This window comes from Bacillota bacterium (assembly GCA_030019365.1).
Lineage (GTDB): Bacteria > Bacillota > Sulfobacillia > JACIYH01 > JACIYH01 > JACIYH01.
This window is the reverse complement of the sequence record JASEFA010000003.1, coordinates 67,621-93,988: the sequence shown is the minus strand read 5'-3', so window position 1 is coordinate 93,988 and position 26,368 is coordinate 67,621. Positions and strand designations below refer to the sequence as shown.

Here is a 26,368-nt window from a genome sequence, read left to right as displayed (position 1 = left end):
GCACGGCATCCATCAGTGCCTGGTGCGACCGTTTCGGGCGTGGAGCAAACCGAACCAGCGCCCGCCCAGGAGAATGACCAGGGCGGCGACCGCCGCGATGCCCAGGCCCAGCTCAACCCGCACCCGGCTCAGGCTCACCGCCACCACACCGCACACCAGGCTGAGGAAGTACATCACCAGCACGGCCTGCCGCTGGCTGAGCCCCATCCCCAGCAGGCGGTGGTGCAGGTGGTCGCGGTCCGCCTCGTAGATGGGACGGCCGTCCCGCAGGCGGCGAAGGATGGCGAAGGCGGTGTCCAGGACGGGGATACCCAGGGCCACCAGGGGGATGATGACGGCGATGACGGTGGCCGTCTTCATGGCACCGGCCACCGATACCGACCCCAGGGCGAGCCCCAGGAAGAGAGCCCCCGCATCACCCATGAAGATGCGGGCGGGGTTGAAGTTGTAACGCAAGAAGCCTGCCGTGCACCCGGCCAGGGCGGTGGTCATGAGGAGGGCCTCCGGTACCCCCTGACCCCGGGCCACGAAGAACAGGGTGAAGGAGGCAATGCAGCTGATACCTGCGGCCAGCCCGTCCAGACCGTCCACCAGGTTGATCACGTTCATCATGGCCACCAGCCAGAACACGGTCAGGGGGATCTCCAGCCAGCCCAGGTCGATGTACCGGTCCCACGGGCCGACCAGCCAGGGGATGGTGAGCCCGTGGGCCACCAGGATGCCGGCGGCCAGGAGCTGCCCTAGCACCTTGCGCCAGGCCGGCATGGGGGAGAAATCGTCCCACACCCCCCAGAGGCAGATGAACAGGCCGGCGAGCAGCGTCCCCCTCACCACCGGCGCGGCGGCGCCGCCCGCCAGAAGGACAGCCACGGCAAAGGAAACGTATATGGCCACCCCGCCCAGGTGGGGTATGGGGCGGAGGTGAACGCTGCGCCCGGAGGGCTTGACCACCGCCCCCATGTGTAGGGCCAGCTTCCTTACCAGAGGTGTCAACACCAGGCAAAGGACCAGCGCGGAAAGGAACACCATCCCAGTGCGCAATGCCGACCCCCCGTTACAGCTTCAGGTATCCCTTGGCCAGCAGCTTCTCGATGTGCTCGGCCAGGGCCTGTTCGATGTCGACCCCGTGTTGCTCCTCCAGCACGTACATCATGGTGATGGCGGTCTGGGCCACGTCCAGAAGCTCCCGGCAGATGGCACGGTACACCGTCGGCCCGGCGGCCGTCACCTGCTCTCCGTTCATCCCCCGCAGCTTGCCGATGGCCGCCCCCAGCTCCCCCGCTTCCTCCATGAGCTTGAGGGCGGTGGATTCCAGGGTGGGACGCAGGTTATTCAGCCGGGGCAGGGCTACGGTCTTCGTCTCGCAGGCGGGGACCTTCAAGTTGCACCACTTCCACTCCCGCCAGGTCCAGGATCTCCCGGGCCAGGGGATCCCGGTATTCCTCTTCGTAAACCACCCGCCGGATGCCGGCGTTGACCAGCATCTTGGCGCAGATGGAGCAGGGAAAGGTCGTGCAGTACAGGGTGCCCCCTTCCACCGCGATACCGTACCGGGCCGCCTGCACCAGGGCATTCTGCTCGGCATGGGAGGCGCGGCAGATCTCCTGGCGCTCCCCCGACAGGGCTCCTACCTGGTCCCGCAGGCACCCGATGTCCAGGCAGTGCGGCAGACCGGTGGGGGCACCGTTATACCCCGTGGCCAGGATGCGCTTGTCCCGCACGATCACCGCCCCTACCTGCCGCCGCAGGCAGGTAGACCGCCCCGCCACCACCCGGGCCACCTGCATAAAGTATTCGTCCCAGCTCGGGCGCTGCGGGAGCCTGTCCCTCACAGCCGGGGGCCTGTCCGGGGTGCCGGCCATATCTTCGGCGCCGGAGGGGGCTTCCCCTTCCTTCCTCAACCGATCACTTCCCGCTCAACATAACAGACTCCGCTCCCGGCCGCCCGGTTCCGCACCGCCGGCCTACTTGTCGGGAGGGGGCACAGGTGTGCCCGGCCGCCGGTAGACGGCCCGTTCTCCTCCCACCAGGGGAGGACGGCTGCGCGCCAGCACCAGACAGGCCTTCCCCACATGGGTGACGTCCAGCCGCACCGGGACCGCCACCGGCTTGATGTGCATCCCGATGAGAGTGTGGCCGATATCCATGCCCGCCTGGGCCTGCACCGCCCGCACCATGACCGGGTGCCGGAAGAGGTCGATGGCGGCGCTGGCGAAGGCCCCGCCCGCCCGCGGCACCGGCCACACCGTGACCTCTTCCAGGTGGTGCCTCTCCTGATACTCTTTTTCCACCACCAGGGACCGATTTATGTGCTCGCAACCCTGGGCGGCCAGGTACATGCCACGGGGATGAAGGATCTCCAGGAGGGTGCCGGCGATTACCCGGCCCACCTCCAGGCTGGAGCCCTTGCCGATGCGGTACCCCAGTACCTCGCTGGTGCTGCACCCTACCACCAGCAGGGATCCGGGCTCGAACCCCGCCACCTCGATCAGTTCCAGGGTAGCCCGGGCCACGCTGTCCCGGATTGCTTCCCATCCCAGAGTGCTTTCCTCACTCACCTGCCCGCCCCCCACTTTCCTCCCGGCCTGCCCGTCCGCTATCCTCCGGGGTTGTCTTCCCGCTGTCGGGCGGGGCCACCTGGCCCCCTTCCAGGGCCCGGATCTTGTCCACCCGGCGGGCGTGCCTGCTGCCGGCGAACCGGGCCGCCATGAACGCTCCCAGGACCTCCCGGGCCAGTCCCGGCCCTATCACCCGCGCTCCCAGGCAGAGCACGTTGGCATCGTTGTGCTCGCGGGCCATGCGGGCAGAGTAGGGATCGTGGCAGAGGGCGGCCCGCACCCCCCGCACCTTGTTGGCCGCCATGGACATGCCGATGCCCGTGCCGCATATGAGAAGGCCCCAGTCGGCGTCTCCCCCCGCCACCGCCCGGGCCACGGGCAGGGCCAGGTCGGGGTAATCGCACGCCGCCGGCGAGTCGGTCCCGAAGTCCAGGACTTCCGCGCCTTCTTCCCGCAGAGCCTCAATCAGAATCCCCTTGAGGGGAAACCCACCGTGGTCAGCACCGACCGCCACCCGCAAAGATCTCACCTTGCCTCCCGAAGGACTCCCGCTTCAGCAGTCCTGCTCGGCCAGGTAGCCGGCCACCCGGCGCAGCGCCTGTTCCAGCTCGCGGGCCACCTCCTCGTAAACCTCTTCCGGCCTCCTCACCGGGTCGCCCACATCGTGTTGGGGGCCGGGCTCGTCTTCCCCGGGGGGGAAGTACTTCAGGACGAAGACGCGATCACGCGCCTCCGGCACCATCCTGAGCAGCTCGTACCGCTGCGCGCCGGTCATGGTGAGTACCCAGGTTGCCTCCCGCACCATCTCCGGCTGCAGCCTGCGGGCCCGATGGGAGGTCAAATCCAGCCCCCGCCGGGCCATCACGGAAACGGCCTGGGGGGAAGCGGCGTCCCCTTCCTGAGCACATATCCCTGCCGACAGCACCTGGAGCTTCCCCAGCTGGTCGGACCACTCCTCGTCGATGAGACGCCGGAACAGTGCCGCCGCCATGGGACTGCGACAGGTGTTTCCGGCGCACACGAACAGGACTTTTCCCTCCCCGGCCACGACCTCACCTCCCGGGGACGACGATGCGCGCCCCTTCCTCCCCCGCTTCCTTCTGCTGGCGCCACTCGCGCAGAGTCTTTTCCGCCAGGGCAAGCAGAAAGGGATGGTCGGTCGCCTCCCCCGCGGGCCTGTCCTGACCTCCGCCCAGCGCCAGGGCGGCCGCCAGGGCCAGCCTGGCGTTGCGCTCCTCCTGGCGCCGATAGAAGTAGTATGCCATGTCTTCCAGTCGCCGGCACCACGCCGGGAGGGCTTCGGGCGGGAACACCTCCCGCACCAGATCCCGCATGAGCTCCCGGTTCCTGGCCCGCTGGGTGGCGGCATCGAGCACCAGCGGGCTCGAGGCCGTCTCTTCGTAACGCCTGCCCCACCCTTCGACGCCCTCCGCCGGCAGAGCCCATCCCGCCATCTCCTCGGTCTCCAGCAACCGGGGAGTCTGGGCCAGGAGATCGGGATCCCACTTGACGGCCAGAGCGTCCAGCACCCCGTAGGCCGGGTGGGGAACCTCGCCCGCCGGCCGTCCCACCGTGCGCACCACCGCGTCCGCCTGGGCCCGCTGCTCGGGATCGTCGGGCATTCCCCGTGACGCTGCCTCGGTCACCACCCGCTGCACATAGGGCACCGGGCACTCCACCATCCCCGGCCGGGTCTGGAGCTCCCTCATGATCCGCCTCAACTGGCCCGCACTCACCTCGCCCGCCTGGGCCCTCACCATCCCCTCGTCACCCACCACCGCCTGGACCAGCCGGGCCCCGCCGGACGGGCGATCCACCACGCAGGCCACCATGAGGTACCCATCCCGGTCAACCCAGGAGATCAGGGCCCGGGTGGGGGTAACTGCCGCCTGACCCGGCCGGGGCGGGGGTATTTCCACCCCGGCTGCCCGCAGCCGGTACAGGGCGCGCCGGGCCTCCTTGCGCAGTGCCGGCGACCCTGCCTCTTCCACCAGCCGCAGCCGCTGGGCCGCCTCCGCAGTCCTCTCGGCCACGAGATCGTCGATCGCCTTTCTCGCTTCCCCTTCCGGTAGCCGCATCAGTTCCTGCAGCCAGTCGGGCAGTGTCTCCATCCGCGAAGCTCTTCCTTTCTGCAAGTGGGGTGGCCTCCCCCGGCTCCCGCCCTTCCTGGGGGAGGCCCTTCCCCGAGGGCGCGTCGGGCGTCTATAGCGGGCCCGAAGACGCTTTGCGCAGCCGGTTCATGATGGCCCTACCCAACCCCTCCTCAGCATAAGGCAAGGCCAGGATTACGTCCACCCCCAGCCTTTCCAGGTCGCGCATGGCAGCGAACAACCGCGCCGCCACCTCGCGAGGGTGGTTCCGGCTCCCCACCGTGCGCACCAGCCAGGCGGCCGGAATCAGGGGGGCCTCTTCGTCGGCCACCAGCACTCCCACCCGGCGGCCCGCCTCCTCCAGGCGCCTTCCCTCGGCCAGCAGGCGTTCAAGTCCTGCCGGCGGCAGCCGGGTGGCCAGAAGGAGCGGTGCGCGGGGGGCATAGTGGCGGTACTTGGTACCCGGTGAGGGCGCAGGCCCCTCCCCCATGTCACCGGGAGACAGCTCCCTCAGCTCACCCACCACCTCGGCCAGGGTCTCCGCCGTCACCCCTCCCGGACGCAGGACGACGGGCGGCCGCCGGGTGAGATCCAGCACGGTGGATTCCACCCCCACGCCCGTGGGACCGGCGTCCAGGATCATCTCGATACGGCCTTCCAGGTCCTCCAGGACGTGCTCGGCAGCCGTGGGGCTGGGCCGCCCGGAGACATTGGCGGAAGGACCTGCCAGCGGGCACCCGGCCTCCTCGATGAGGGCCAGGGCTACCGCGTGGTCGGGCATGCGGATCGCCACCGTGTCCAGCCCTGCGGTGACCTCGCGGGGAACCACGGGAGCCGCGGGCAGGACCAGGGTGAGGGGCCCGGGCCAAAAGCGGGCGGCCAGCTGGCCTGCCGCCTCCCGGGCCCCACCCCGGCCCCGCTCCCAATCCACCAGGACCCAGGCCTGCTCCACCGAGGCCACGTGCAGGATGAAGGGGTTGTCCTGCGGCCGGCCCTTGGCGGCAAAGAGCCTCTTCACCGCCTCGGGATTCAGGCCATCGGCACCCAGGCCGTACACCGTCTCGGTAGGGAACGCAACCAGCCCGCCCCGCCTGATCACCCGGGCCGCCCGGGCGACCGGGGCACGATCGGGCCGCAAGGGGTCAACCTGCAATACTACGGTCGCCACGGGCATCCCCCCCGCCCTTCCGCCCGGTGCTTCGCCTGTGAGCCCGCACGCGTGCCGATCACCACCCGCGGAATCCCGGACAGGTCGGGCCGCACCGTCACGTCCACCAGGTGACGGCCGAGAATCTCCACCACGGCGGACGCCCGCCCCGCCCCCACTTCCACCGCCAGAAACCCACCCGGCTCCAGGAGGTCCGCCGCCTCCCGGGCCAGCCGGCGGTAGGGGGCCAGCGGATCGGGACCGGCGCACCACGCCTGGCGCGGTTCGTATCGGACCTCGGGGTCGACCTCCTCCCCCTCTCCCACATAGGGAGGGTTGCAGAGGATGGCCCCATAAGGCGCCCAGGGCCGCAAAGGTCCGGCACCCTCCCCGGCGACGAGCCTCACCCGGTCTGCCACGCCCTGGCGTCGCGCGTTCTCCCCCGCCACCTGCAGGGCAGCAGGCGACACGTCCGAAGCGACCACCCCGCAGCCGGGCAGGTAGCGGGCGATGGAAACGGCGATGGCCCCGCTTCCGGTTCCCACGTCGGCCACCCGCACGCGAGCCCCGTGGGTGCTCAGGCGGCCCAGGGCTTCCTCCACCAGGATCTCCGTCTCCGGCCGGGGAATGAGCACCCGCCGGTCGACCAGGAAGGCCAGGGACATGAACTCGCGCTCCCCCGTTATGTAGGCAAGCGGCTCCCGCCCGGCCCGCCTGGCCACCAGCCGCCAGTACTCCTCCAGCCGGGCGGACCCCAGCTCCGTGTCGCGGCGGGCGTAGACTCCGGCGGTGTCAGTCCCCAGGACCCGGGCCAGGAGGACTGCCGCATCCAGGGCCGCTTCCGGCACCCCGGCGCCCCGTAGCTGCTGCGTACTGCGGGCCAGTGCTTCCCTCACCGGCAGAGCCTCCCCCACCGATTCCGCCACCTGCCGGCGTCACCGCCCCCCGCCGGCGGGGGTAGCCGTCCGGCCGGCATCGGCCGCCGCCTCTTCGCCCCGCAGGCGCTCAGCCTGGTAGTGGGCGGCCAGGGCGTCGATGATCTCGTCCAGGTTCCCTTCCAGGATGGCGCCCAGCCGGTACAGGGTGAGTCCGATACGGTGGTCGGTGACCCGCGCCTGGGGGAAGTTGTAGGTGCGGATGCGCTCGGAGCGTTCCGCCGTCCCCACCTGAGCGCGCCTCTCCTCATCCACCGCCTCCTCCTGCTGCTGGCGGTAGAGCTCCTTCAGGCGTGCCCGCAGCACGCGCATGGCCTTCTCCCGGTTCTTATGCTGGGACCGCTCGTCCTGGCAGGTCACCGTAATCCCCGTGGGCCGGTGGATGATACGCACGGCCGACTCGGTCTTGTTGACGTGCTGCCCGCCGGGTCCGCCGGCACAGAAGGTATCGATGTGCAGGTCTTCGGGGGAGATCTGGACGTCCACCTCTTCCGCCTCGGGGAGGACGGCCACGGTGGCAGTGGAGGTATGGATGCGCCCGCCCGCCTCCGTAACCGGCACACGCTGCACCCGGTGGACCCCGCTTTCGTACTTGAGCCGGCTGTATGCGCCGTTCCCTTCCACCGCGAACACCGCTTCCTTGAACCCGCCCAGGTCGGTGAGGCTGGCACTGAGCATCTCGGTCCGCCACCCCCTGGCCTCGGCGTAGCGGGTGTACATGCGGTAGAGGTCGCCGGCAAAAAGGGCGGCCTCTTCCCCTCCCGTGCCGGCCCGGATCTCCACCACCACGTTGCGCTCGTCGTTGGGGTCGCGCGGCAGGAGCAGGATGCGGATCTCCTGGTCGAGATCCTCTCGCCTCCTGTCCAGCTCTTCCAGCTCGGACCCGGCAAGCTGGCGCAGCTCGGGATCGGACTCGGTGCGCAGGAGCTCCTGCAGGCCAGCCCGTTCCTCCTCCACCCGGCGGTACTCCCGGTATTTCTCCACCAGAGGCTCGAGGCGCGCCCTCTCCCGCGCCACCTGGTGCCAGTCCCCCCGGCGGATTACCTCCGGGTCGCCCAGCATAGCCTCCAGCTGGCCATACCTCTCTTCTACGGATGCGAGTTTATCCTGCCAGCGTGTCACCGCCGTCGCCCCCATCAGATGCGGCCCGCCCTGGCTCCCCGTCTTCCTCCATCCCCGCATCCCCGGCAGCGGGGCCGTCTTCGTCCAGCACGGCCCGGAGGGCGGAGATGGCCACCTCGATCTGGCTGTCGTCCGGCTCCCGGGTGGTGAAGCCCTGCAGCCACAACCCCGGTGCGGCCAGGGCCCGCCCCAGAACACCCGGCCGGGCGGAGAACTTGATGGCCTCGTACGCCACCCCGGCCACCAGCGGCAGCAGAGCAAGGCGCGAGGTCACCCGCCACAACAGGCCCGGCCATCCCAGGAAGGCAAAGCAGATGATACTGACCACCACCGCCACCAGCAGGAAGGCCGTACCACAACGGGGATGAAGACGGGGCCAGGACCGGGCCCGTTCCACGAGCAAAGGCTCCCCTGATTCGTAGGCCCAGATCACCTTGTGCTCTGCCCCGTGATACTCCAGCACCCGGCGGATCTCCCCGATGCGGGAGATGCCGGCCACGTACCCGAGCAGGATGACCACCCGCACCAGGCCCTCCACCAGGTTGAGGAGCCAGGGCCGCGCCCCGGCCCGGGTCAGGGGACTCACCGCCCAGGTGGGCACCAGGATGAAGAGCACCACCGCCAGCACCACGCTGAGGGCAAGGGTCCCCGCCATCTCCAGCTTGCCGACCTTCTGGCCCTCGGACTCGGCCATCTCCTGCGCCGAGAGCAGCAGGGAGGAAACCCCCAGCACCAGAGCTTCGCCCAGGGCAATCGCTCCCCGCACCACGGGCCACTTCAGGTACGGACGTCCCCGAGCCCACCCCGCGAAATCCTGAGCTATCACTCCCACCTGCCCGTCAGGACGGCGCAGGGCCACGGCTATTCGGCCCGGGCCCCGCATCATGACGCCTTCTATGACCGCCTGACCGCCGTAAGATGGCTTTTCCAAGGGTCTCCCCGCCCGACCTCGCGCGCCGCTCCGGCCTGCGTTTTCCCGGCGGCGTCTTCCGCCCTGGCGCTCGGGGACTAGGCCTTCCCGGCCGTATCCTCCGTCCCGGCGCCCTGGCCTCCGGTTTTCCCGTACTTGCGCAGGAACCGCTCCACCCTGCCACCCGTGTCCACCAGCTTGTGGACACCCGTGAAGAAGGGATGGCACCGGGAGCACACTTCCACCTTCATGCTCTTCCTGGTGGAACCGACGTGATAGACGGCGCCACAGGCACAGGTGATGGTGGCCACATGGTACTCGGGATGAATCTTGGGCTTCATACCACACCTCTCAACACACATAAACACGCCCGCACGCCGCGGGTCAAAGGCATTATAACACAAAAACCCGCCCAAAAAACATGCCGCTATCCAGGTGTCTGGGCGGACAGCTCCTGGCCCCACACCTCCTGTATGGCGCTCAGGGTGAAATGACGGAGGGTTTCCTTGCCCTGCTGCCCCATGGCACCCACCTCCTGCTCGAAGGTGGGCAACCTTTCCACCAACTGTCCATGCAGGTCGCGCGGCAAACCATGGTGGAGCAGCAACCCCGCCACCGCACCCGCAAACACGGCCAGGCCGGCATCGGCTCCCATGAGCCAGGAAAGGAGGGAACTGAGGGCGCTGGAGGATTCCACCCCGCGCACCACTGCGCGCAACGCCAGCACCAGGGAGAGGGTAAGGGCAGCGCAGAAGACCGCGGGCTGGGTGGCCCGGGTAAGCTCGCCCACCACCTCCTGCAGGACGGCCCACACGCCCCTCTCGCGGATATCCTGCCGCAGCCGCAGCAGCCGGTCCTCCCACCAATCCCCCATCTCCGCGGCCCCGGCCGCCTCCTGCCCCGGCACGGGACGGAAAAGCACCCGACAGCGGCCGACCAGGGAGGGCTCCGGGCGCTGCTCCCTTTCCACCCGCAGAAAACCCTTCCGCGCCAGGTAGGAAAGTACGTCGTACGCGGTCCAGCGACTCACGCCCAGGCGGGCCGCCACCTCGCTGTAGTGGACCCCCTCGCCGCGGCGGGACAGGTCGTGCACCACTTCCAGAAACTCCGCCTGGCGGGCGGTGAGCCATTCGCCTTCGCTCTGCTGCACGGTACCTCTCCTCGTGTCTCTCTTACGGCGATGTTATCACCCCGGTCCGCCCCCGTCAACGGCCGCGGAGCCTGGCTGGGACGCGGCCGGGGCGCGGCTGACGGCGAGCCTCTCCAGCGCCTCCTCGAGCAGGCGCATGCGCTCGGCGATCTGCCCCGTGGCGGTCGACTGCTGGGTGGCAATGGCAGCCACCTCGGCGATGCGCGTGGTCATCTCTTCCACTGTACCGCCGATGTTCTCCAGCACGCCCAGGATCTCTTTCACCGAGGTGGCACTGTGGTCCGCCAGCTTGCGGATCTCCTCCGCCACCACGGCGAATCCCCGCCCCTGTTCGCCGGCGTGGGCCGCCTCGATGAGGGCGTTAAGCCCGAGTAACTTGGTGCGCACGGCCACCGTGCGGATGAACTCCAGCACCCGGTTGGTCTGGGCCAGGTGCTCCCCGGCGATGCGCGCCTGATCGCGCAACCCTCCCCCCAGGGACTCCAGGCTGCGGGCGGCAACCGCGATCTGCTGGGCAGCGGTAACCACCTCCCTCACCTGTCCCAGTATGTCCTGCCGCAGCGCCTGGGCCTGGCGGCTGATCTCGACCTCCGCCCCCATCATGCGAGCTGCCACCCGGGCCAGGGGCTTCACCAGCTGGGGGTCGCCCCGGATGCCCACCGTGCATGCGCGCCGCCCTTCGATTTCCACCGGGCAGTTGTACCCCTGCCTCACCCCCTGCCAGCGTCTCTCCTCCTCGGGGGTGATGGCGATCTCGTCCACCTCCCCGGCCAGGATGCGCCGGGCCCCCTCGTGCCGGGTCCCGATGCGCTCGCGCAGGGTGGCAGCGATGATGACTCCCTCGCCCGCGCAGACAATGACCTCGTGCCCGGTGGCGGCAGTGATGAGATCCGCCAGCAGCTGGGCCAGTTCGGGCGATACCTCCGCGTTCATGGATCTACCCCCCGCACCCATCGCCAGCCGCCCGAGCCGGCCATGCACCCTATTATTCGAACATGAGGGACACCGGAGAAAGGCGGCGATCGCCGTCAGCGGCCAGTGGTGGCGAGGGCGGCCTGCACCCTGGCCCAGTCGGCCAGGAAGCGCTCTATGCCTGCGTCGGTGAGGGGGTGACGCAGCATCTGCATGAGCACACCGTACGGCACGGTGGCAACGGGAGCTCCCGCCTGGGCGGCCGCCACCACGTGCATGGGGTGCCTGATGCTGGCAGCGATTACCCGGGTGGGGAAACCATACTGGCGGAATATGGATACCGTGGTGCGCACGACCTCCATCCCGTCGGCGCCCACGTCGTCGAGCCTGCCCACGAAGGGGCTCACATAGGTGGCGCCGGACAGGGCGGCCAGCAGGGCCTGGTTGGGAGAGAACACCAGGGTGACGTTGGTGGCAATCCCTTCCCCCGAGAGGATCTTCACCGCCCGCAGACCATCTTCTGTGACCGGGATCTTAACCACCACGTTGGGGGCAAGCGAGGCCAGGCGCCGGGCCTCTTCCACCATCCCCGCGGTGTCACGGGCCAGCACCTCGGCCGATACCGGGCCGGGTACCAGGGCGCATATCTCCTTCACCACCTCCGGAAGAGGCCGCTTCACCCGCGCCACCAGGGTGGGGTTGGTGGTCACGCCCGAGACCACGCCCAGCGCCACCCCCTTCCTGATTTCTTCCACGTCCGCCGTGTCCAGGAAAAGCTTCATTCCGATCCCTCCGTTCACCGTGGCTGCAAAGCCATGCGCAGGAGATCCTGCAGGATGAGGTGGTGGCGGTCCCACCCCGCCGGCCCGCCGGAACTGTAGCCCGGCGCTACCACGGGGAGCACCGTGATTCCGTCCCACAGGGCATAGGAGCAACTCTCCAGCCGAACGTCGAACGGCACCGTGTCCCGCTCACCGGCGACGGGCACCAGCACCTCACCATCGACCACCTGATACACGCGACCGTTTACCCACGCCCTCAACTCCACCCTTCCCAGGCCGGCCGCCTCGCGCACGTGGATGGCCACCCTGCCACCGGAAACGGGCAGGGCGCCCGGTACTGCCTGGGCAATGAGGGTGGGATAGCCGCGCTGCACTATGAGGGGAACGGCACCCAGGCCGCGCCCGGCCACGGTGTCGTAGACCACCACCCGGCCCGTGTAGAAACCCTCCTCGGCGGGAACCCGGACCACCAGCTGAGCCGACCAGGGCTGGCCCGGTTCCCTGGGGGCGGGCTCGTCTTCCACGGTAACCTGGCCCTGATCGGTGAGAAATCCGTAGCACAGCTGCACGCTGACGGGATCATCCCTGTCCTGCACTTCCACGTAGGCGACGTACTCGCCGGGAGCGGGGAAGTTCAGGGTGATGCGCTCCTCCCCCAGCCCGGGGCACATGGCGCACGCCACTTCCTCCCACTCCCCTGAATCGGGATTGCGCCGGTACAGGTACAGGTCCAGATCCGCTCCCGATGGCACCAGGTCGCAAAGCTGCAGCCACATCTCGACGGCGTCGTCCGGCACAGCCGGCAGCGGGAATACGGCCGGCTGGGCGCGGCTGGCGGTGAGGGCCGTGGTCTGTCCCTGCTCGGTCGCCGCTCCCGCCCGGGCCAGACCCATCCCCCGCAAAAGCCCCGTGAAAGAGCTGTACTGGTTGACCGCTTCCACCGGCACGCGCACCTCGGTCTCCGGTCCGGGCGGCACCCACAGCCGCAACTCACCCGGGTTGAGGAGCACCGCCTGCAGATCGGCCCGCAGGGTATACAGGCTGCGGTCCGAGCCGTAGTACGACAGGGAGGGAGCGCTCTGCACCACGGCTTCCCAGACGCCAGCCCGGGGGAACGGCACCTCGATATCGGCCTGAGGTGCCGGGGCACCCGCGCCCACATAGTCGCTCACCGCCTGGCGACCCCCATCGGGCCGGTACAGGTGGAGGCGAACCCGGCCCTGGTATCCCCAATCCCCGCGGGGCACACCCAGGGTCAGACGGAGCAGGCCAGCGCCGGCTGGTATCCGGAAGAAGTAACGCTTCCACGCCCCCGCCGCCAGCGACCCGGATTGCCCGCGGGTCAAAGGAGCCGGGTTACCGTCCCCGTCCTCCCCCAGCGCCTCGGCCACCACCAGGGTGGACAGGAAGGCGAACCGGTCCTGCTGCCCATCGGAACCGTGCAGGCGGGCGGCGTACAGGCCAGGCACGTCCGGGATGCGGTACTCGATTCCGAAGTTACGCGCCTCCAGGGGATGCAGGAAAAGATACTGCCGGGTGGGTTGCACCCAGCCCGCGTCGCTCACGAGATCCAGGGCCACCACGTCCTCACCCTGGTTCACGGCGGTGGCCTGCACCCGGCCCGGCCGGAGCTGCCGCGCGTAAACCCCCCCCTCCACCTCTGCGTACGGGGGAGTGTCGGCCAGCACGCATACGCCGGGATCGAGGTAGGCCGAGATGCGAACGGGAGGCACGGCGGGACGGCCCGCCAGGCGGCGCACCTCCTCCCAGGTGCGGACGGCATCCACCACCCCGTACCCCTGCTCGACGAGGGTGTACCCGCGCAGAGGCCGCGCACCCGCGATCACAGCTTCTCGCCAGCCTGCAGGATCGAGCCGGTAGCCGGCTGCCTCGGCCGCCTGACGCATCACAGCCAGCATCCCCGCCAGGTAGGGCACTGCCACGCTGGTCCCGTCCATGGGCTGGTATCCCCCGGCCGCCAGCCAGCGCGGCACGCACGAGGTGGCACTCCCCGGCGCCACCACCTCCGGCGCGAGGGTACCGTCGGCGCGGGGTCCCACCCCGCTGAAGTCCCACAGCCCCTCCTGGGGTACCTGGTAACCGAACTCCGCCTCCCACATGGCCGGGGACATGTACGCGCCCGTGATGAGCGACGTGCGGCCGTCCCCGGGGGGACTGGAGGTGCCCAGCCCGGGGCCGCTGTTTCCCGCTGCCACCACGAACGTAATTCCATACTGGTCGGCCAGCTGGGACATCAACTCGGACTCCGGGGAACCCTGCCAGCTGGAATCCCCCTTGCCGCCTGCACTGATCCCCACCACCTGGGCCCCGTGCTCCGCAGCGTACACCATGGCCCGGGCGATGGTGCTCCAGGACCCGTCGCCCGAGGACCTCAGTGCCTTCAGCGCCATCAGCCGGGCTCCGGGCGCCACCCCCTTGAGCCCCGCGGGATTCCAGGCAGCGGCGGTGCCCGCCACGTGGGTCCCATGCCCGTGCCCGTCAAATCCCAGGTCGACCCAGCCCCCGCCCGCATCGATGTCGGCCAGCACGAAGGGCACGCCCCCGCCCTTGCCCCCGATCCACGCCACCGGCGGCATCTCACCCCGGGCGGCCGTGACCCGCACCGGCACCAGGGCCACCTCGTCCCCCAGATCCTGATCGCGGTCGGTATCCACCAGGACCGTGTCGTACTGCCCCGCCACCGCGGCGTCCACCAGGAAAACGGGGAAGACATCCCTCTTGTGCCCGTTGCGGTTGAGGTCCTGCTCCAGGGGCGCCCCCGTGTCCACCTCTGCCTCGCGGAAGATGCCCCAGCGGTAGACGCCTCCCACCGAGCGCACGTCTCCCAGGTGGAAGGTGCCCAGGGGCGTAGCCAGGCGGTCCCCTTCGCCGCGCCCTTCATCGGTCACCTCCACCCGTCCCTCCCCGGAGAAGTCGACCCAGTCCACCAGCTTGGGCGACCCGTCCGGGCACGACTGCAGGTCGGGATGAGAGGGATCTACCCCGGTATCGATGATGGCTATGGTGATGCCGGTACCGTCCGGACGCGCGGCGGGCGGGAAACCGGCCAGGAAATCCTGCAGCCGGATGGCCTCCTGCCCCCGGACGGTCAGATCCAGGCTCACCCGGGCCTCTTCCTTCTCGTCCGCCAGCGGTCCCGGGCGCTGCCCCGGCCGCGGCACCTCCACCCTCGCCGCCGCCACCCGTCCCGGCCGCGGCACCTCCACTGCGGCCGTCGCTGCCCGTGCCAGGCGCGGTTTAGCTGCTGCCGCGGGCACCCCCGCCTGCTCCGGCGTGCGAAGCGGATGCGCCGCCGCGGTGGCGGCGGCTCGCCCCGCACCGCCGGTCGTGCCGGCCTCCGCCGGCCCGCGCACACGACGCCACGCTTCCAGGTAGACGGCCCTGCCCTTGCCGTCGCGAGCCAGGCCCACCTGATCTCCCGGTTGCAGGTCGGCCAGGGTGGCAACCCTGCCGTCCAGGAAGATGGCCGCCCGCGGATCGACCTCCACCCGCGACGGCTTCCCTTCCGGCGGAACCACCACCACGGCCCCCTCATCCCCCGCGTTCAGCTCCCCCTGCAGGTCTATCCGCACCGCCAGCAGGGCGCGCACCCAGCCGGACGCCCACGCGCGCAGCGCATACACCCGGTCACCCGGCTGCAGCTCGGTCAGGGCCGCCGGCCTGCCATTGCGGAAGACGGCAGCACCCGGCAACACCGGCACCGGCGCCTCCTGCCCGCTGATGGAGAGGGAGTACACCGCCCCGGCCCACCGCACCGCTTCCAGGGTCCCGGACATGGCGACCAGGTGCGCATCCACAAACGCAACCAGCCCGCGGGCATCCAGCACCACCCCGACCTCGTCCCCGGGAAGGAGGGCCGACGGGTGGGCGCGCAAACCGTTGCGGAAGGTCTGCACCCCCGGCGCCAGTCGAAAGTCCGCGATATGCCCGCTGCCCGCGCCAGCGGCGGCGCCGCGCTCGCCGCTCGCCGCAGAGGCGGCCGAACCGGCCATGTCGGTGAGACCCAGGCTGATCCGCACCGTGCCCTCGCCCCACCCCAGGAAGACGCCAAAGAAGTCGAGGGGTGTGGCCCGCGCCTGCAACATGCGGACGATGAAGGCGGCCGCCTCGGCCCGCGAGGTGTGCGCGAACGGGCGAAAAGTATGATCCTCGTAGCCCTCTACCAGGCCCTGCCGTACCGCTTCCGCAACCTGCCTGATCGCCCACCAGGGAATGGTGTCCGTATCGCGGAAGTCAGGGGCTGGCGGATTCCCGCCCCCCGTCCGGCCCAGCCCACGCACCAGGATGGTCACCATCTCCGCCCTGGTGATGGGTGCATCAGGGTGAAAGGTACCATCCCCGTACCCCCTCACCAGCCCGAGCTCGGCGGCGTGGGCTATGTACACGGCGTCAGGGCGCTCCGGTTCCACGTCCACAAAGGGAGCCGGCAGCCTCTCGGTGAGGGAGGCTTCGCCCAGGGCCAGCACCAGCATGCGGGCAAACTCCGCGCGGGTGATGGCCACATTGGGATGAAACAGGCCCTCCACCCCCGCCTCCGCTGCCCCCCGCGCCCAGAGCAGCGTCGCGTCGCGCTCGGCCCAGTGTCCCACCAGGTCGGCAAAGACGGGTAGAGATGGGGCGGGTACGCCCGGCGCTTCCGCCCGGGCGACCCCCGCGGCGGGCGCCAGGGAAACGGCTCCCGCCGCAAGCACCGTTATGAGAAGCAGGGCCAATCCCCTGCGCAGGCGACTCATCTCCAACCGCTCCTGGTTTATCAGTTCGGCGCCGCCCGAGGACAAACCTGCCTGCATCCCACTGCCTGCATCCCACTGCCTGCATCCCACTGCCTGCATCCCTCGTCGCTGCACGCCAGGAACCACCCACTGCCGAGACGTCGCAGCCAGAGAAGGGAGCCCGAAAAAAGAAGAGCGCCTGCCCTGAGGTCAGGCGCCCGAGTCCGGGGCTGCCGGTTGCCAGCCGGCGGGAGCGGGCTTTTTGAACCGGCGGACCGGCAGCCGCGCGTGCGGGAGTTATCCACGCTGATATAGGTATTCGCAGCAGCTCTCGGTTTTAGGGGGTCCCGTCCCACATTTGGTGCCCGGCAACCCGGCCACAGGCAACCGGGAGCCGCACGGGGTGCGAGCCGTAGCCCGGCACGGGTGCGCGAGGGCCGCCCCCACCCGTCCCGGGACGGGGGAGCGGCCCTCTCACAGGGACCGGCGGGCCGGGAAGACCTAAGCTCTACCGCAGGATCTCGATGCGGTACACCAGGCCGCCGGCTACCCTGACCTGGACCTGGTCACCCACCCTGAGCGCCGTCACCCCGACCACCTGCCCGTGCAGGCGGATCTGGACCCGGGAGGAGAGTTGGTAGGTGAAGGTGTTGCCGGCCGCATCCTCCAAGGTGATGACCCAGCGGTTCTCGGCGACAGTGATGGCCTTCAGCCGGGCGGTGAGGGTCGCCTCCGGGCGCTCCTCCACCTTGATCTCGACGATTACCCCGTCCTGCAGCTTCAGCTCGACGCGGTCGCCCACCTGCAGGTCCTCAACTGGCAGCGGCTCGCCTTCGTAGGTGATCACCGCGTTGGCCGCCACCCGGGCCACGAGGGTCTCATCATCGTCGCCGTACACGGTGAGGGTGACGGTGCCGTCAGCCGCCTTGGTGATGGCGGTGATGGCGCCTGCGAACTCCTGCAGCTCCTCTTCTTCCTCGCGCTCCTGGATGATGATGCGCACCACCACGTGGTTCTCGAGGCGCAGGTTGACCTGGTCGCCCACCTTCACTTCGCCCAGAGCCACGTCCTCACCGCGGTAGCGCACCCGCACCTGATCGGCGAGACGCACGGTGACCTGGTTCTGCTCCTCCGTGCGCACGGTGATGGTTTTCTGCACCGTGTCGAGGGCCGTCACCGTACCCTCCAGCTCGGTTACCGCCGGCGGAGGCGGCGGTACGCGCACGGTGCTGCGGGCATCCACCACCACGGCCACCTTCTCCGTGTTCAGCACCAGGCGCGTCCAGGCCCCGGCGGGCAGGTCACCCAGACCGGCGGGCTTGCCGTCCAGCAGGATGAGGGCGTCCTCGGAGACCTCGTACTCCTGGCGGGTCACCACGGGCCCGTCGATGGGCGGCACCACCCGCACGTTGCCCTGGGCGTCCACCTCGATGGTGAACTGGCCGCTGGCCGTAACGCCGGCGGCGGTGGCCTCGGCACCCGCGCCCGCCTGACCGCTCACAGCAGCGCTACCCTCCAGCGCAGGGCGGATGTGCGGCCACCAGCGCTGATACACCTCCAGGGTCACGGTGCTGTTGGCCTCGCTGGCCGCCACCAGCTTGCCCTCCACCTGGTAGGGCGAGCGCGGGGGCAGCCACCAGTCGGCGCGGTCAAGCAGGGCTGCCATTTCCAGGCGCGTGACGGGCTTGTTGGGCTTGAACGTACGGTCGTCGTAACCCTTGACGATCTCGTACTTGCAGGCCACCGCCACGTAGCCGATCAGGTCGGCAGGTATCGCACTCAGGTCATGGAACCCGAGTTGCGCATCCGCGCCGGCCAGGGCCTCGTCCTCAAGGCCCATGGCCTTCACCAGCAGGACCACCACATCCAGCCGGGTGGCGGGCTTGTTGGCCTGGAACCGGCCATTCTCCACGAGGCGGTCGAGCAAACCGTTGCGGGCCGCCACGTCCAGGTATCCCAACGCCCAGGGATACTGGTGTTGCAACTGGGCCGCGTTGGCGAACCTGAGCTGGGCCGTCGTGCGCTCCTGGGCCTGGGTCTCCAGCCCCATCAACCGCACCGCCATGGTCGCGGCCTCGGCGTAGGTCAGCTTCGCGCCAGGGGCGAAGCGGTTGCCGCCCACCCCCTTGATCAGCTCCTTGGCCCGCATCTTGGCCATGTATTCGTGGCCCCAGCTCGCCTCGTCCTCGTCGTCGAAGCTCCATTTGGCGAGCTTCTTGGCCAGCCCGGGGGGCAACCCGTGCCGTCCGGCTACCGTGACGGAACCCCCGGCGCGGACCTGGTCCTCATCGTCATCGGCCAGCACCGGCCCCGGGATGGTGCCCAGCAGCACGGAGACGGCCAGCACCAGGACCAGGAACATCCCCATCATCCTGCCGGGGCGCCATCTCCGCATCGTCGCGAATCTCATTCGTTCCCCTCCTCTCTGCCTGGGACGCTTTCCCTATAGATAATCGCGACTCCCCCGCGGTTTAGGGGGGTGAGGGGTCACTCACCCTCCGGGACGCGAGGGAGCCGGCACTCAGCCGCCCCAGACAGGCGAGCCGGGGTTCAGTCGCCCAGGTAGGCCGAGAAGAAGCGGGTGATGGCCACGGCGCAGTCGCCGCGAGTGATCTTCTGCAGGGGCTTGAAGCAGGCGTGCACCACGGGCTCCAGGTCGTAGGGACCCTGGGTCAGGTAGAAGTAGGCGTTCAGGATGTTCAGGTCAAGGGCGAGCTGCACGTATCCCCTCAAGGGGGCCGGGATGTCTCCGGCGTCCTCGATGGGCAGCCGGCTTTCCCCGTACTGCACGGTCACCGGGTCGTCGTTCCGCGCCACCGCCTCTTCTTCCAGCCCCAGGCTCTGCACGAGGGAGTAAGCCAGGTCGGCGCGGCGCACCTGGTCCTTGGGCGAGAAGGTACCGGGGCCGGTGGGAAGCATCACCCCGCGGTATTTCTGGAACCGGTCACGCAAGGCCGCGCCCCGCGCGGCTACCGCCTCAGCAAAGGGGACATCCTCGTCCTTCACGTCGCTGAACGTCAGCGAGCCATCCAGGGGCAGGAACTGCCGGACCTCCGCCCCCATCACCAGGTAACTGGCGAGCTCGCGGCGGATGAGGACCTGGTCGGGCTTGAAGGTGCCGTTGGGGTAGCCATCCACCAGACGCTCTCCCACCGCCAGCTTGATGGCAGCTTCCGCCGGGTGCCCGGCGATGTCATTCACACCGGTGATGGTGGCCGTCTTCATGGCCAGCACTCCGTGCACTTCCTCCGGCAGGGCCACGCCGTCGCTGGGGTTGGCAGTTGTCCCCCGGAGACCCCGCAGCTCCAGCCTCCACCGGCCCGGCTGCGGAGAGGTTACCGACACGGTGCGATCCGTGTACAGCGGAAACAGCAGATACACCCCCGAACTGTATTCCGTGCCATCCGGGGCAATCAGCACCAGATTGATGGTGTTGCCCGTGGCCTCCAGCACGCCGCGGGCGTCCACCCGGGCGACCAGCTCGGTGAGGCCGGCAGGCACATCGAACTCGAACCCGTTGTCCGACACCAGGGTCACAGGGTTGTAGTCGACGGTGAAGGGGGTGCGGTTCGCCTTCACCAGGGCGCTGCTGTTGAACGTGCGGTAGAGGTTGACGGTGCTGCCGTATTCCCGCACGGCGAAGGCGCGGTCCACCGCCGCGTAGGCGTTCACATACCCGGCGCCCACCTCCCAGGGCTCCATCCCGGGCATGTTGGTGGCGGTGAGTTGCAGGATCTGCTTCACGTCGTCCGGTGCCAGGGCGGGACTGACCTCCAGCATCAGGGCCACGATTCCGGCCACGTGGGGTGTGGCCATGGAGGTCCCGCTCATGACGGTGTAGTAAGGAAGGTACGCCGGTTCGATCATTTCCGCATCGGAGGTGGCGCCCAGGCTGGAGACGGGCGCCAGCACTCGGGTCGAGATGATGTCCACGCCGGGCGCGGTGATGGTGGGCCGGTTCTCCCAGGTCCAGGTGCGCCCGTCGAAGGTAAAGGTACCCTTTTCATCCCTGACTCCCCGCGAGGAGAACTCCGCCAGCCTGCCCTGCTTGTCTCCCGCCGCCACCGCGATCACCCACGGCGCCAGGGCATACGGGTTCATGGTACCCTCGCCGGGGCCCTCGTTGCCGGCGGCAAATGTGACCACGATGTTCCGCCTGTATGCGTGATAGCTGGCGATGTTCACGGGATTCTCGGGGTCGAACTTACCCGAAGTACCCCAGGAGTTGGTGATGACCCGGATGCCGTATTCGAACTGGTGGGTGAGGGCGTAGTCGAATCCCCCGATGGCATCCAGGATGAACAGCGCCGCGCCCGAGCCGTAACCCACCAGGGTGGCGCCGGGTGCCACACCTTCGTATTTGCCGTTGGACATGGCGCCCGTGCCCCCCACGATCCCGGCCACGTGGGTGCCGTGCCCCGAGTTGCTGTCCGTGTTGGGCACGTTCTCCACGTATGTCACCGGCAGCAGGTCGGACACCGCGTGCAGGTTGATGGACGCCAGCACATTCTGCTCGAGATGCCGGCCGAACTCGATGTCCCGGTGCGTGCCGTCCACACCGCTGTCGTGGACCACCACACCCACGCCCCGGCCCGAAACTGGCATGCCGCCGTTACGGGCGGTCATGGTGGCATCTTCCCGCACCCGGTCAACGCCGGTGAGAGCCGTGGCATCGTAGTTGAAGTACCGGAGGGGCGCGTTGAAGTAGAGCGACCGCACCTCCGGGCGAGAGGCCAGGGCTTCCACCTGGGGGGCTGTGGCCAGCACCCCCGCCATGGGCAGGGAGCGGAACGTCACACCCTGGGTGATCCCCACCTGCCGGAGCAAATCGACCTGAGCGGTTGTCGGGGGTCCGTCCCCCCAGAACGTGACCACGACCTCCACGGGATCGGTCGCCTGCGCCAGCTCCGCCTGCAGCCCGGGGTCGATGACCGCCCCTGCCGCTGCCACCGACACCGGCCCGCCCCAGGATACGGCCATCCCCGCCGCGAGCACCAGCACCACGATCAGCGCGAGGACCAGAACCCGGGTCGTCACCAAACCTTTCCTACCGACTCTCACGCCACTCACTCCCCGAGCCGGCGTCCCTCCCCGCATTCTCCCAGCTCGACAGCGCAACACGATCCCTGTTGCAACGGGACGCTCCCTCCACAGCATACATATCGCAGGGTCCCCCCGCAATTAGGGGGGCCCCATCGTCACGGCGCCTGGCATCACAGGGGAGGAGCGGAGCGCAGTTCGCGAATGACCTGCATGTCAGGGGCGGCGGAATAAGGGATGATGTCGCCATCTTGACGCCCCACCCAGGCAGGTTCCTGGTGGGAAAGCGCCGACAGCGCCGACCCAGAGAAGTGCCCGTACCGTCGCATCACCCGTTCGATAGTGGCGTACTCCCGCGGATCGAAAGGCCAGTCCACGGGCACATTGATCGCCCGGATTACATCCCCCACGTAGTCGCCTACCTCCTGCGGCCGGCTCTCGATCATGCCCAACTCCTCCAGCGAGGCCAGGATGGCAGGGAAGTGATGGGGGGCCGGCCCGTAGGGAAGCCGGGCGTACACGGCCCCGGTTATTGATACGGTGTTTTCGGCGAAATGGAGGAAATCGCTTAACCACAAAGGCTTGGCCAACCTGGTTTTGAATGCGTCGCCGCCGAGTAGCGACAGTATGACCTGCGCCGCTTGGCCGAAACGGTCCAAGCTGAAGGTCCGGAATCCTGAGCGCGCCGGGTCACTCTGGGCCTCGGCGCGCACCATGCGTTCGACAGTTGCGGCGAGAACGCTGACGGGCTTGTCATGCAGTGCGTCGGCAATTCGCGCTCGCAGAGCTTCACGTTCCCGCGGCGACAGGTCAGCGCGGGGGGAGGCTACCAACTGCAGGACGAACTCCGGATCTTCGAGCTGCCTCAGCAGCAGGTCGTGGGCCGCATCCTGCAGGGCTCCCTTCTCGTAGCGCTGGACCGTTACCAGCCCCCACCCGAGGAGCCTGGCCAGTTGCCGCTGGGACAAACCATACCTGCCCCGTAAACGACGGATTTCCTCAGGCGAGAGCAACCCCCGGCGCCTGCGGTACTCCTGGTACACCATGCGAGCCGTTTCTTCTTCGCTCTCGAGATCGAACAGGTCGTTACCGCAACGGCGGCAAACCAGTACCCTAGCGCGGACACCGATCTTCTCACCGCGCACGGTGTACACCTCGTCACGGACACGCTCGTCCGCAACCGTGTCAGCCTCACAGAACGGGCAGTAACGCGTGACCACTGCCCCCACCTCCATCACTGACTTCTCCGCACCCGATGATGACTGCGGATGACTGCTGCGGCCCGGTGATACGGCCAGCGCCAAACAGACGAGGAACCTGGACCGAAGCATGTGCCCGGGGCTGCACGGGGAACCCCAGGCGCGGCCCGGCGGAGGCGATAGGGGCGAACCTCAGCTGTCGTCGGGAGCGGTAGCAGTGTAGCGAGTGTGTGGGCTCTTGACCCTGGCTGTGGTGGGAGCCACCCGACCCTCCTGGCGCAGGATACGCAACCAGCGGTGGACCGCCGCCTCAGTGAGCCCCAGCCTGCGCGCGATATCTTCACACGACAGGGGACCCTGATCGCGCAGCATATGCAGGATCTCCTCCCGCCTATCGCCACGGATCCGCCGCGGGATGTACTCCCGCTCGTCGCCGCGAGGTGTGCGACGGCCCACCCGACCGGTCCCTGGCCACCCGGGAAGGTCCGACACTGGCACCCTGGCCGCCGGGTCGGCGCGGGACACACCCACCGGGAAGTACCGCAACAGGGTGACCCGGAAGGTGGTGCGGCGGTCATCGAAGATGGGCGGGGCCATCCCCACCCGGCGCAGAGCGGCCACCATGGCAACGATCCCCGTGCCCCGGTTCTCGGAGGCCACCCCCAGGCCTCCCGGCAGAGGGAGGTCCTCGAGCACCTTCATGAGGAAACCGTTGCGCGACGCCTGCACGCCCGCCTCACCCAGCCTGTCCACAGTGACGGGTCCAAACAGGCCTCCGGGGTTCTCGACCTCCAGCCGGTCAGGGAAGATCCTCACCTGCACGGCAGAGCCCCGGGCCAGCGGGGAATAGTCACGGTGACCCAGCGCGTTTACCACCGCCTCGCGCAGGACGGCAGCCGGATAAAGCGGCTCGTCCACGCGCCCGGGGCCCTCCACGACCGCCCGGTGGGGCAGATTCCTCTCGATGGCTTCCAGGGCCCCCACCACCATGCGCCCGAGGGGCCCCTCCACCTTCACGCTATCCAACAGGCGCTCCCCCGCTACGCCCGGTTCCCCCGCACGCGGGGTGGGATATGTCACCACGTCCACGCGCAGGGCGGGGAACCGCTCCTGAGGATACCCGCCAAAGCACAGGTACCCCGCCAGCGTAGGAAGCACCGCCTGACGCGAGGGGGCGCGCCCGGCGGCGGCGGAGCCCCATCCCCCGGCCGCGACCGAGGGCCGATCCTGTGCCGACCCCGGCTGGTCGGTGATGACGCGGAAGGCGCGCAGGATTTCCTCGTCCCGCCAATCCCGGTAGACCGCGCCCGGCTTCCGCCTCAACCTGGCCAGGAACTCGGCAAGCAGGCCCTCGTCGAGTTCGTCCATCCCCGCCTCCGGTACCGGCTCGGCGTCGTAGGCCGGCTGTCCGCGCCCGTCCAGGAACAACTGCACCTCATACTGGGTGGCGCGCCGGTTCGTGTTCGCCACCCGCACAAAAGTGCCCCCCAGCAGCCCTGCACCCCGGTAGTAGCAGGGCTTCTGCCGGAAGTCCGCCTCCGGCACCTCCGCGCACACCACGCTGGCTCCAGCAAGGGAGTAGACGGTGATGAGAGGTCTGAGCGCCGGCTCCATCTGGCGGCAGAGCGCGGCCAGGTCCGCCTGAATCTTGCCGGGATCCTTCACCCCCACGGGGATGAACCCATCCTCCCTAACACCCAACAAGAGTACGCCGCCGCCAGGGGTGTTGGCAAAGGCCGACAGGGTCTCCCACAGCCGCGCAGGCAACTCCGTCTCCGCCCGTTTCACCTCAACGGCGCCAATCTCGGCGCCCAGCTTCCGCAGGGAATCGAGCAGCACCAGGAGATCGCCGGTGGTCACAGCACACCTCCCACAACCTACCATCTTATCAAGCATCATACTACGATGTAGCTCCACTGTCAACTACGATGTTGGGGGTTGCGGGGTCTGCGCACTGCTTGGTGAGGTCGACATCCTGGCGCGGGCGCCAGAGTTCCGCCCCAACCTTGGCGTGGGCGCCAGAGTCCCACCACAATCCCGGCGCGGGCACCAGTGTGGGGGTAGCGATGTGGGCGTGGGCGTCCGCGTTGGGCAGGTAATGTGGGCGTCCGCGTCCTTGGTGGCGCCGGGCGTAGGCCCCGCCTACTGCCCGACCTGCAGGACCAAAAGACGGTCGTCCGCCGTCAGGGCGAGAAGTCGGTCGGGGGCGAGCCAACGGGCTTCCCGGAGCTTTTCGTCGTCCCACACCTGGGCCACAATTGGTTCGAACGGCCCGCTAGCACTGCCGGTCGGTGGGGAGGGGACGCTGGCGCCGCCGGGCGCAGGGAGCGGGTTGGGGTTGCCGCCGGGTGCAGGGGCCAGACTCCCTGGGGCGGTAGCCCCTGGCACCCGTACCAGCCATAGGTTCCAGCCTCCGCCCGTGCCTGGCGAGACCAGCAGAGCCAGCCGGCTGCCGTCGGGCGACCAGCCCTGCAGCCTCACCCGCCGGTCTCCCAGGCCGCTCAGGAACCCGGCGACCCGCCCCGATCCCACATCGAGAATAGACAGCCGATCGGCGGCTGCCTGTACACCGGCGTCTGAGCAGGCATTTGGCTGAGTCCCTGCCTCTGGATCCTGATGGGCATCAGGCGTACTCACCCAGGCCAGCCTTCGCCCGTCGGGGCACCAACTGAGCAGGTCGCCGCCCGGCCACCCCTCACCAGAGATGCGGGTGGGCACCCTGGCCACCAGTTCACCGCCCTCATCGACCACCCATAGGATTTGATCGGTGGCGCCGTCGCCACGCCGGTCTTCACTGTAGAAGGCAAGTAGCCGCCCGCCGCCAGCCCACGCAACCGGGCCGCGGGTCAACCACTGCATCTCGCCGGGGAAGGCATCCGCCTTCGCAACCAGCCGGCCGCGCAGGGCAGCGGAACCCGCCTGCGTGGGGGCATCGCGCTGCCGCCCAGCGGCGGCGTCGACCTCCCGCCGATCGACGCGGTAGACCCCCGCCAGGGTCAGGTAGTGAAGCTCCTTGCCGTCCTCAGTCCAGGTAGGGTGGGCATCGGCGAGGACCTTGCCCCGCTGGCTCGACCCTATGTCCTGCCGCCCCAACTGCACCGTACCGACCAGCTTCCCCCCGCTGACGGAGTAGAGCCACATCTCCATCCACTGTTCGGGCTGGGCTTCGTCCGTGCTGAGGTAGGCGAGGTATTCCCCGTCAGGGGACCAGGCCGCCTGCCCCGCATTCCCTTTGTTGGGGAGCCTTCGCGCGGTGCCCTCGGGAACTGTTGCGAGGGAAGGCACTCTCCCGAGCGCCGCCTGATAGAAGACCACTTGCCCCCCGCCGGGGGAAACCACCAGGCCGTACGATGTCGGCGGGAAGGGGGCCTCGTGCAAAACCTTCATAGCCAGGCGCTCGACCGCAATCCCCAGGCCACCCTCGCCCACCGCGGGCTGACCGGGGTCGACCCCACTCTGCCCGCCTTCCACGACTCCCGGCTCACCTGGTGCGGGGCCTGAACCAGGCCTTGAAGGTGGCGGTCACCCGCATCCCGCCCCTGCCACGGCCAGCCCCGACAGCAATAGAACCCCGCAGAGAACGAGGCCGAGCGCCCGCGTACAGCATCGCCGCTTCACCGACCCACACCTCCTGTCCTGCCCACTCCGCCCGTGCAGCCTCCTCGGCGCCCTGCGCCTCCCACGAGGCCGCTCAGCACCGACGGAATGGGACCCCGGGGCCCCATCGGTCGGCGGATTGGGCCTCTGGGCCCCGGTCGGCCGGTGGATTGGGACCTATGGGCCCCGATCG

At 69.2% G+C, this 26,368-nt stretch carries 20 protein-coding genes and 1 pseudogene; all 21 read right to left on the bottom strand.

All coding sequences use genetic code 11. The annotated features are described in order from the left end of the window. Positions 1-12: 12 nt before the first annotated feature. The gene (locus QME70_06580; protein ID MDI6894258.1) at positions 13-1,041 is read right to left on the bottom strand and encodes an MraY family glycosyltransferase; all 1,029 of its coding nucleotides are present in this window, start codon (positions 1,039-1,041) and stop codon (positions 13-15) included. A gap of 13 nt (positions 1,042-1,054) precedes the next feature. Further along, entirely contained in the window at positions 1,055-1,381 is a 327-nt protein-coding gene (locus QME70_06575; GenBank protein ID MDI6894257.1) for a MazG-like family protein, read from the bottom strand. Further along, positions 1,329-1,862, bottom strand: a complete 534-nt coding sequence (locus QME70_06570; protein ID MDI6894256.1) for a dCMP deaminase family protein — start codon at positions 1,860-1,862, stop codon at positions 1,329-1,331. The genes QME70_06575 and QME70_06570 overlap by 53 nt, the downstream gene beginning before the upstream one ends. A 102-nt stretch (positions 1,863-1,964) precedes the next feature. Beyond that, on the bottom strand, positions 1,965-2,540 hold the full coding sequence (locus QME70_06565) for a TIGR01440 family protein (GenBank protein MDI6894255.1): 576 nt from the start codon (positions 2,538-2,540) through the stop codon (positions 1,965-1,967). Positions 2,541-2,646: 106 nt separating this feature from the next. After that, positions 2,647-3,078 (bottom strand): annotated as a pseudogene (gene rpiB / locus QME70_06560) (ribose 5-phosphate isomerase B). 33 nt (positions 3,079-3,111) lie between these two features. Then, positions 3,112-3,606, bottom strand: a complete 495-nt coding sequence (locus QME70_06555) for a low molecular weight protein arginine phosphatase (GenBank protein MDI6894254.1) — start codon at positions 3,604-3,606, stop codon at positions 3,112-3,114. A 4-nt stretch (positions 3,607-3,610) separates the two neighbouring features. Beyond that, positions 3,611-4,669 (bottom strand): hypothetical protein, encoded by a 1,059-nt coding sequence (locus QME70_06550; protein ID MDI6894253.1) that lies wholly within the window; start codon positions 4,667-4,669, stop codon positions 3,611-3,613. Positions 4,670-4,760: 91 nt separating this feature from the next. After that, positions 4,761-5,822: an L-threonylcarbamoyladenylate synthase gene (locus tag QME70_06545; GenBank protein MDI6894252.1), complete on the bottom strand. Its 1,062-nt coding sequence runs from the start codon at positions 5,820-5,822 to the stop codon at positions 4,761-4,763. After that, complete coding sequence (gene prmC / locus QME70_06540; protein ID MDI6894251.1) at positions 5,804-6,691, bottom strand: peptide chain release factor N(5)-glutamine methyltransferase; 888 nt, start codon at positions 6,689-6,691, stop codon at positions 5,804-5,806. The genes QME70_06545 and prmC overlap by 19 nt, the downstream gene beginning before the upstream one ends. Before the next feature lie 39 nt (positions 6,692-6,730). Further along, on the bottom strand, positions 6,731-7,852 hold the full coding sequence (prfA, locus tag QME70_06535) for a peptide chain release factor 1 (GenBank protein ID MDI6894250.1): 1,122 nt from the start codon (positions 7,850-7,852) through the stop codon (positions 6,731-6,733). Continuing rightward, positions 7,833-8,783: a DUF1385 domain-containing protein gene (locus tag QME70_06530; protein MDI6894249.1), complete on the bottom strand. Its 951-nt coding sequence runs from the start codon at positions 8,781-8,783 to the stop codon at positions 7,833-7,835. Before QME70_06530 ends, prfA begins: the two co-directional genes overlap by 20 nt. Before the next feature lie 77 nt (positions 8,784-8,860). After that, positions 8,861-9,103 carry a 50S ribosomal protein L31 gene (rpmE, locus tag QME70_06525; GenBank protein MDI6894248.1) on the bottom strand — a complete coding sequence of 81 codons (243 nt, stop codon included), beginning with the start codon at positions 9,101-9,103 and terminating at the stop codon, positions 8,861-8,863. 86 nt (positions 9,104-9,189) lie between these two features. After that, positions 9,190-9,912, bottom strand: coding sequence for a hypothetical protein (locus tag QME70_06520; GenBank protein ID MDI6894247.1), 723 nt, complete (start codon positions 9,910-9,912; stop codon positions 9,190-9,192). A gap of 36 nt (positions 9,913-9,948) precedes the next feature. Further along, positions 9,949-10,845, bottom strand: a complete 897-nt coding sequence (locus QME70_06515; GenBank protein ID MDI6894246.1) for a sugar diacid recognition domain-containing protein — start codon at positions 10,843-10,845, stop codon at positions 9,949-9,951. A 95-nt stretch (positions 10,846-10,940) separates the two neighbouring features. After that, positions 10,941-11,606 carry a fructose-6-phosphate aldolase gene (fsa, locus tag QME70_06510; protein MDI6894245.1) on the bottom strand — a complete coding sequence of 222 codons (666 nt, stop codon included), beginning with the start codon at positions 11,604-11,606 and terminating at the stop codon, positions 10,941-10,943. Positions 11,607-11,620: 14 nt separating this feature from the next. Then, positions 11,621-16,417 (bottom strand): S8 family serine peptidase, encoded by a 4,797-nt coding sequence (locus tag QME70_06505; protein MDI6894244.1) that lies wholly within the window; start codon positions 16,415-16,417, stop codon positions 11,621-11,623. Positions 16,418-16,847: 430 nt separating this feature from the next. Next, entirely contained in the window at positions 16,848-18,749 is a 1,902-nt protein-coding gene (locus QME70_06500) for an S-layer homology domain-containing protein (GenBank protein ID MDI6894243.1), read from the bottom strand. A gap of 140 nt (positions 18,750-18,889) precedes the next feature. Continuing rightward, positions 18,890-21,400 (bottom strand): S8 family serine peptidase, encoded by a 2,511-nt coding sequence (locus QME70_06495; GenBank protein ID MDI6894242.1) that lies wholly within the window; start codon positions 21,398-21,400, stop codon positions 18,890-18,892. Positions 21,401-21,552: 152 nt separating this feature from the next. Next, positions 21,553-22,614, bottom strand: a complete 1,062-nt coding sequence (locus QME70_06490) for a DUF4065 domain-containing protein (protein ID MDI6894241.1) — start codon at positions 22,612-22,614, stop codon at positions 21,553-21,555. 156 nt (positions 22,615-22,770) lie between these two features. After that, positions 22,771-24,438, bottom strand: coding sequence for an ATP-binding protein (locus tag QME70_06485; GenBank protein MDI6894240.1), 1,668 nt, complete (start codon positions 24,436-24,438; stop codon positions 22,771-22,773). 282 nt (positions 24,439-24,720) lie between these two features. After that, positions 24,721-26,049 (bottom strand): hypothetical protein, encoded by a 1,329-nt coding sequence (locus QME70_06480; protein ID MDI6894239.1) that lies wholly within the window; start codon positions 26,047-26,049, stop codon positions 24,721-24,723. Positions 26,050-26,368: the final 319 nt, after the last annotated feature.

Bases quoted from the DNA above. Each gene is read 5' to 3' on its own strand.
- QME70_06570 (MDI6894256.1), bottom strand. From the start codon at position 1,862: ATGGCCGGCACCCCGGACAGGCCCCCGGCTGTGAGGGACAGGCTCCCG.
- QME70_06550 (MDI6894253.1), bottom strand. From the start codon at position 4,669: ATGGAGACACTGCCCGACTGGCTGCAGGAACTGATGCGGCTACCGGAA.
- QME70_06545 (MDI6894252.1), bottom strand. From the start codon at position 5,822: ATGCCCGTGGCGACCGTAGTATTGCAGGTTGACCCCTTGCGGCCCGAT.
- rpmE (MDI6894248.1), bottom strand. From the start codon at position 9,103: ATGAAGCCCAAGATTCATCCCGAGTACCATGTGGCCACCATCACCTGT.
- QME70_06515 (MDI6894246.1), bottom strand. From the start codon at position 10,845: ATGAACGCGGAGGTATCGCCCGAACTGGCCCAGCTGCTGGCGGATCTC.
- fsa (MDI6894245.1), bottom strand. From the start codon at position 11,606: ATGAAGCTTTTCCTGGACACGGCGGACGTGGAAGAAATCAGGAAGGGG.
- QME70_06505 (MDI6894244.1), bottom strand. From the start codon at position 16,417: ATGCAGGCAGGTTTGTCCTCGGGCGGCGCCGAACTGATAAACCAGGAG.
- QME70_06500 (MDI6894243.1), bottom strand. From the start codon at position 18,749: ATGAGATTCGCGACGATGCGGAGATGGCGCCCCGGCAGGATGATGGGG.
- QME70_06490 (MDI6894241.1), bottom strand. From the start codon at position 22,614: ATGGAGGTGGGGGCAGTGGTCACGCGTTACTGCCCGTTCTGTGAGGCT.